This window comes from Allobosea eneae, assembly GCF_042657265.1.
In the GTDB taxonomy this organism is placed as follows: domain Bacteria; phylum Pseudomonadota; class Alphaproteobacteria; order Rhizobiales; family Beijerinckiaceae; genus Allobosea; species Allobosea eneae.
On record NZ_JBHSLW010000081.1, the window covers coordinates 1 to 5,049 of the forward strand.

The 5,049-nt window shown below is 67.4% G+C and carries 9 protein-coding genes; all 9 read right to left on the minus strand.

Translation table 11 applies throughout. From position 1 onward, the window contains the following. Window positions 1-89: 89 nt before the first annotated feature. A complete protein-coding gene (locus ACFPOB_RS29020) occupies window positions 90-524 on the minus strand; it encodes a hypothetical protein (RefSeq protein WP_377801671.1) in 435 nt (144 codons plus the stop codon). Further along, window positions 521-883 (minus strand): phage tail tube protein, encoded by a 363-nt coding sequence (locus ACFPOB_RS29025; protein WP_377801672.1) that lies wholly within the window; start codon window positions 881-883, stop codon window positions 521-523. The genes ACFPOB_RS29020 and ACFPOB_RS29025 overlap by 4 nt, the downstream gene beginning before the upstream one ends. 35 nt (window positions 884-918) lie before the next feature. Beyond that, entirely contained in the window at window positions 919-2,382 is a 1,464-nt protein-coding gene (locus ACFPOB_RS29030) for a phage tail sheath subtilisin-like domain-containing protein (protein WP_377801673.1), read from the minus strand. A 7-nt stretch (window positions 2,383-2,389) separates the two neighbouring features. After that, window positions 2,390-2,587 (minus strand): DUF2635 domain-containing protein, encoded by a 198-nt coding sequence (locus ACFPOB_RS29035; RefSeq protein ID WP_377801674.1) that lies wholly within the window; start codon window positions 2,585-2,587, stop codon window positions 2,390-2,392. Beyond that, window positions 2,584-3,165, minus strand: a complete 582-nt coding sequence (locus tag ACFPOB_RS29040) for a hypothetical protein (RefSeq protein WP_377801675.1) — start codon at window positions 3,163-3,165, stop codon at window positions 2,584-2,586. Before ACFPOB_RS29040 ends, ACFPOB_RS29035 begins: the two co-directional genes overlap by 4 nt. Then, on the minus strand, window positions 3,165-3,590 hold the full coding sequence (locus tag ACFPOB_RS29045; protein WP_377801676.1) for a gp436 family protein: 426 nt from the start codon (window positions 3,588-3,590) through the stop codon (window positions 3,165-3,167). Before ACFPOB_RS29045 ends, ACFPOB_RS29040 begins: the two co-directional genes overlap by 1 nt. Before the next feature lie 3 nt (window positions 3,591-3,593). Continuing rightward, on the minus strand, window positions 3,594-3,866 hold the full coding sequence (locus tag ACFPOB_RS29050; protein ID WP_377801677.1) for an Acb2/Tad1 domain-containing protein: 273 nt from the start codon (window positions 3,864-3,866) through the stop codon (window positions 3,594-3,596). 224 nt (window positions 3,867-4,090) lie between these two features. Next, window positions 4,091-4,321 carry an HI1506-related protein gene (locus ACFPOB_RS29055; protein ID WP_377801678.1) on the minus strand — a complete coding sequence of 77 codons (231 nt, stop codon included), beginning with the start codon at window positions 4,319-4,321 and terminating at the stop codon, window positions 4,091-4,093. 69 nt (window positions 4,322-4,390) lie between these two features. Next, a partial coding sequence (locus ACFPOB_RS29060; protein WP_377801679.1) for a Mu-like prophage major head subunit gpT family protein occupies window positions 4,391-5,049 on the minus strand: 659 nt, incomplete at its 5' end.

Consider the following 5,049-nt stretch of genomic DNA (forward strand, 5'->3'; position numbering starts at 1 on the left):
CGCCGATGGTCAGCGCCTCGGCGCTGACGAAACCGCCGCCGTAATAGCGGGCGACGGCGGCGACGATCAGCGGCCAGTCTTCCGGCCACTCACTCCTGAAAGTAAGCGATGACCGCCGTCGCGCCTCCGACGTCGCGCTGTGCCAGCCGGTCGAACAGCACGTTCATGCGGATGGACGTCATGCCGGTCGCGCGCGCCAAAGTCAGGATGGTGCGCTTCATCTCATCCTTCTCCTGGGCGACCAGGCGCAGATCGGCGCCGGTGAGCTCGCGGAAGGTGAGCTCGGCATAGGTCTCCTGCTTTTCGCTGTCGCCCTTGCGGATCGTCAGCGTCACCGGTTTGACGAGCGCCAGGGTGACGGAGCCATCGTCGTTGAGCGTCGCGCGCGCAGGCAGCTGGCCGGCCTTCGGCTCACCATCGTCGTCGGATTCGACCACGACCGCTGGGCCGCGCGCCGGCTGCTCGCCGTCGTCTTCCTCGACGATGGCGTCCGGAGCACGCTGGCTGATGCTGAGTTTGCTCACGCGACGATCTCCTCGGGTTCGCTGGCCGACCACTTGAGCGTCACCTTGCCGCCCTCGCCGCCGGTGATTTCACGCTGGTCGACCAGGAAGGCGTCGGCGAAGACGAAGATCTGGCCGGTGTCGCATTGCACCTGCAGCTCGCCCTCGCCGACCTGGTAGAGGTCCTTAAACTTCTGGCCGCGCTCGAGCGTGGTCGTCGCCTCGATCTCCGAGCCCTTGAACTCCTGGGCCCGGCCGACCTTGCGGCCGTAAGCCACGGGGTTGTTGGTGATGCCGCCGGGCTTGAGCTTCGCGCCCTTCTCGACCGGGATGTTCCGGCCCTGCCAGACGATGTCGACGATGCCGAGGACCTGCGTCACGACGGCCTCCTTTCATAGGTGGTTGAAGCGCCCTCTCAGGCCTCGAATTCGAGCGCAGCGGCGAGCACCATCAGGTTGCCGATGATGTTGATGCGCTGCTGCGCGTTCATCCGGTTCTTGTCGCCGGCGAGATCGAGCTCGAACTTGCTGAGTTCGAGCGTGCGCCTGATCTCGACGATCCAGGCGAGCTGCTCGTAGAGCTTGCAGCGCGCCGCCCAGGTCCCTGCCATGCGCTTGGGCGTGACCACGATGTCGTTGTTGTTGGCCGCGACGCTATCGTCCGGCGCGAGCTTGTGGCGCGGATAGAGCAGCGTGACGTAGCTCGCCCAGTCGTAGCGGATCCGGGTCAGCGTCTTCGGCACCATGATGTCGAGGAAGGCGGTGTCGGCGATGCCGAGATTGGTGACCTTGTAGGTGGTGATCACCCGCTCGATCACCATCGTTCCGTCCTCGAGGCGCGTCCAGGTCGAGATGCCCTGGCGCAGCAGCAGGTCGCGCTCGGTCTCGGTGAAGCAGTCCTCTTCATCCGGCGCGTCGATGCCGGGCAGCGCCAGCGAACGCAGCTGGCGGGCCGGATCATTGGTGAGCTGGAAGGTGGCAACGCCACCAAGGGCCGCCGCCAATTCCCAGGGCGCCTGATAGGGGCGGTTCGCGCCGATGGCGGATAGGTGCGGCGAGTTGGTGAGGCCGCCCTTGGTGCCGAGCGCGCCATAGGTGCCGCGATGGCCGACATAGACATGGCCGTCCTTGCGTCCCATGGCCTTGAAGCGCTCGGCCGCCCATTCGGTGACCAGTTCGAGATTGGCCGCATCGTCCCAGGGCATGACGATATCGGTCACCCAGGTGTTGGCGAGCGCGTCGAGGATGTCCTGGACGTCCGGATTGCCGGAGCCGGGCGTCGTCACCGCCTCGGCGATGGCGAGCGTGCCGGGCAGCACGTCCTCGGCGGTCTTGCGGAAGCGCACGTCGATATGCTTTCCGACCTCACCGGCATGCTTGGCGGTCGTCGTCATGACGGCGACGGCCGAGGTCGCGGTGACCGGAGCGTCCGGATCGGCGTTGATCGCCAGCACCGCCGCGGCGGCGTGCTGGGTCGGCGTCATGGACGAGAGCGCCTTGTAGCGATAGCGCCGGCCCTGGATGTAGAAGCTGACCGTTCCGGCGCCCGCGCCGCTGAAGGTGTAGGTGCGGACCTCCTTCACGCCGGCGGCGTCGTCCGCCAGTGCGATGGCGAAGACGCGGTTGGTGCGGTTCGCCTTCTTCCAGGCGCGGACCGTCTGCTGGCCGACCGAGCCGGCGCCGAACAGCACCGTGCCCTGCTCGGGCCGGGTGATCTCATAGGCGCGCGCCGCCTCGGCCGTGCCGGTCGCCAGCTTCTGCACGAAGAGGTAGGCGACGGCCGGGAAAGAGACCAGGCCCATGCGGTCATAGACCGGGCGGTTCTCGACCAGGGTGCCGGGAACGCGCCAGTCGTACGGGATCTCGTTCAGATTGATCATCGGCCCCTCACTTCTTCTCGTCGCCGGCCGGCTTCGGCGCGCGCGGCGGCTGCGCCTCGACCAGGTCGCCGTCCTTCAGGCGGCGGCGCACGAACTGGCTGCGCTCGGCGAAGTCGCCTTCGGCCGGCCAGAGCTCGCCGTCCTCGGGACGCCGCACGATCCGGCCCTCGGCCGGCTTCAGATAAAGACGCTTGTCCGTCGTCATGGCGCGGGCCTCACATCGATGGGTTCGTCGCGATCGCGGCCCTGGTCTTTGGGCCAAGGCTCGAATTCGTTCAGCATGGTCAGGAAGGCGGGCGCGGCTGCGAAGTCGCCGGTGACGTCCGGGATCGCGACGTTGATGCCGATGTCCATGGTGGCGATCGCGACGTTGTGGTCGCCGAAACCCTCGGCATAGGCCTGCGCGATCGCCGTCACCGAGAATGTGCCCAGATCCGCGACGGTGAAGCCGTTCAGCAGCGCGGCGGCGCAGGTGATCGCCGGGAACAGGCCCGGCCCGCGGCTGTCGCCCAGAAAGCGCTTGTTGGCGTCGAGCGGATGCTTGACCGCGATCGTCAGACGCAGGCCGAGATCGCCTTGGAAACGGCGACCAACCGACTTCGTTGAGTTGAATTGGCGCCAGCCGAGCGCGAGCAGCGGCGTCCTGCGCGTGATCGCCTTGAACTCCTCGATCGACATCGGATCGGCGACGGTGTGGAAGTCCCAGACCTTGGCCTCGAAGAAGAGGCGCAGCCGCCCCTCGATGGCGGGAAAGGCGGCGCTGATCGGATCGAGCTCGGCCATCACAGACCTCGCTCGCCATGGCGGCCGAACATGCGCTCGCGATCGCTGGCCTGGGCCGCGCTCGACGGCACGATGGGGGTGATGTCTTCGAGCGTCGCGACGCCGTTGGCCAGCTGCGTAAGCCAGGCAACGATGTCGCGGCGGCCGGCCTTGACCTGGTCGGCAGGCTCGCGATCGCCGCCGACCGAGAGCTCGTAGCGGGCGAGCACGCAGGAGGCGTTGACGATGGCGCGCGGCACCGGCGCGAGCGGCACGCGGTAGCGCTTGCGCAGATAGCTGTCGATGATGCCGTCGGCGTCGGCGATGGCCTGCTCGACCGGCACGGGGTTGACCACGTCCGGCAGCACGCCATCGACGGAGGAGAGCCGCAGCATCTCCGTCTCGCCGAAACGGCCGATCATGTCCTGGACGGTGGCGTAGGCCATGGGTCAGTCCAATTCGACGCGAGCGGGGCGGAAGATCGAGCGGTTGACGGCCATGAAGCCCTGCTCGATCTGGCTGCGACCGATGGCAAGCCAGCGCTGATCGACGTCGTCGCGCGCGGCGAGCTCGTCCAGGGTACGCAGCAGGGCCTCCTCGACCTGTTTCATGGCGTTGACGCGCGCGACGGCGCCGTCATCCTGCGGACGGTATCCATGAACAGGCAGGCCAGTGTGCGTCTTCATCGCGAACCTCGCGGTTAGAAACTGGGTGGCCGGCATTGCACCCGCCCGAGGACTTTCCCCTGTCAGCCGAGTGCGCGCCCGGCTCGCCTACTCACAACCCCGCCCGGCTAGCCCTCGATGGCATCGCCGGATTTGCCCCGGTTGCTTTCGCTCCGGCATTGGTGTGGGCGGCGGGCTGAACCCCTGACCGACTGACGCCGGCCTCCCATCAGGTGCCGGGGGCCTTGCGAGCCGTACCGGACCGCCCCTCGGGTATCTCGTCAGCCTTTGCGGCCGCCCTTCGCCTTGGCCGGGCGCTCGGCGCCGGCTTCCAGGATGACGGTCAGGAGCGGCTCGGTCTCGATCGCCTCGAGCTGATCGGCGGTGAAATGGTCGGCCGGATAGGTTGCGTCGGCCGGGTGAGCGACGCCGCCACGACGGAATCCGTCAGGGGCGCGGCTGATGATGCGGATGCCGGGGGCCTTCTCGGCCGGGCTTTCGATCTCGGGCATGGAAGTCTCCGGTTACGTCCTCTCTGGAGCCGCCGGCGGCGTCGGCGGCTCGTGACAGGGCGCCGCCGATCAGGCGAGCCAGGGGCAGACGAGGACTTCGGCCGTGCCCTTGTAGACGTTGGTGGCGCCGGCGGCGTCGCGCTCGGAATTGATGAGCTCGAGCGCCTGGCCGTCCATGCCGGGCGGGACGACGAGCAGCTTCGGACGCACGCCGAGCGGGCGGTCGAAATCGCCCTTCATGCCCATCATCGCCTCGCGGGCGACCTTGTAGTTCGCCTTGTTGAGCGGCTGTTTGGAGCCCCAGGCGAACTGCCAGAAGCCGAAACCGACGTTGTGGCGGGCGTCGACGCCGTAGACGAATTCCTTGCGGTCGAAGACGTTGTCGTCCGTCTCCTGATCCTTGCGGACAAGGTTCCAGCCCTTGCGGCGCTGCAGGATGATCGGCTTCAGGAAGCGGCTGTCGTCGATCAGGAACCAGGGTGCGCCGGCGCCGCCATCGGTGTTGGCGACCGAGGTGACATTGCCGTTGGCGTCGAGCACCGGATGGTCGGTGTCGAAGAAGTACTGCTTGTCGTAGCAAGCGGTGTTGAAGCCGGCCTTGAGCAAGCCGAAGATGAGCTGGTCGTAATGCGAGCCCGAGGCGGAGCCGAGCTCGGTGAACATCGGCCCGTAGATGCCGAGATTGTCGGTCTCGATATCGTCCTTGTCGACCGAGACCGTGAGCTCGT

Excerpts from the sequence above, each read along its gene's own strand:
- ACFPOB_RS29055 (WP_377801678.1), bottom strand. The coding sequence starts at position 4,321 with ATGCCCGAGATCGAAAGCCCGGCCGAGAAGGCCCCCGGCATCCGCATC.
- ACFPOB_RS29040 (WP_377801675.1), bottom strand. The coding sequence starts at position 3,165 with ATGGCCGAGCTCGATCCGATCAGCGCCGCCTTTCCCGCCATCGAGGGG.
- ACFPOB_RS29030 (WP_377801673.1), bottom strand. The coding sequence starts at position 2,382 with ATGATCAATCTGAACGAGATCCCGTACGACTGGCGCGTTCCCGGCACC.
- ACFPOB_RS29035 (WP_377801674.1), bottom strand. The coding sequence starts at position 2,587 with ATGACGACGGACAAGCGTCTTTATCTGAAGCCGGCCGAGGGCCGGATC.
- ACFPOB_RS29045 (WP_377801676.1), bottom strand. The coding sequence starts at position 3,590 with ATGGCCTACGCCACCGTCCAGGACATGATCGGCCGTTTCGGCGAGACG.
- ACFPOB_RS29050 (WP_377801677.1), bottom strand. The coding sequence starts at position 3,866 with ATGCCGGCCACCCAGTTTCTAACCGCGAGGTTCGCGATGAAGACGCAC.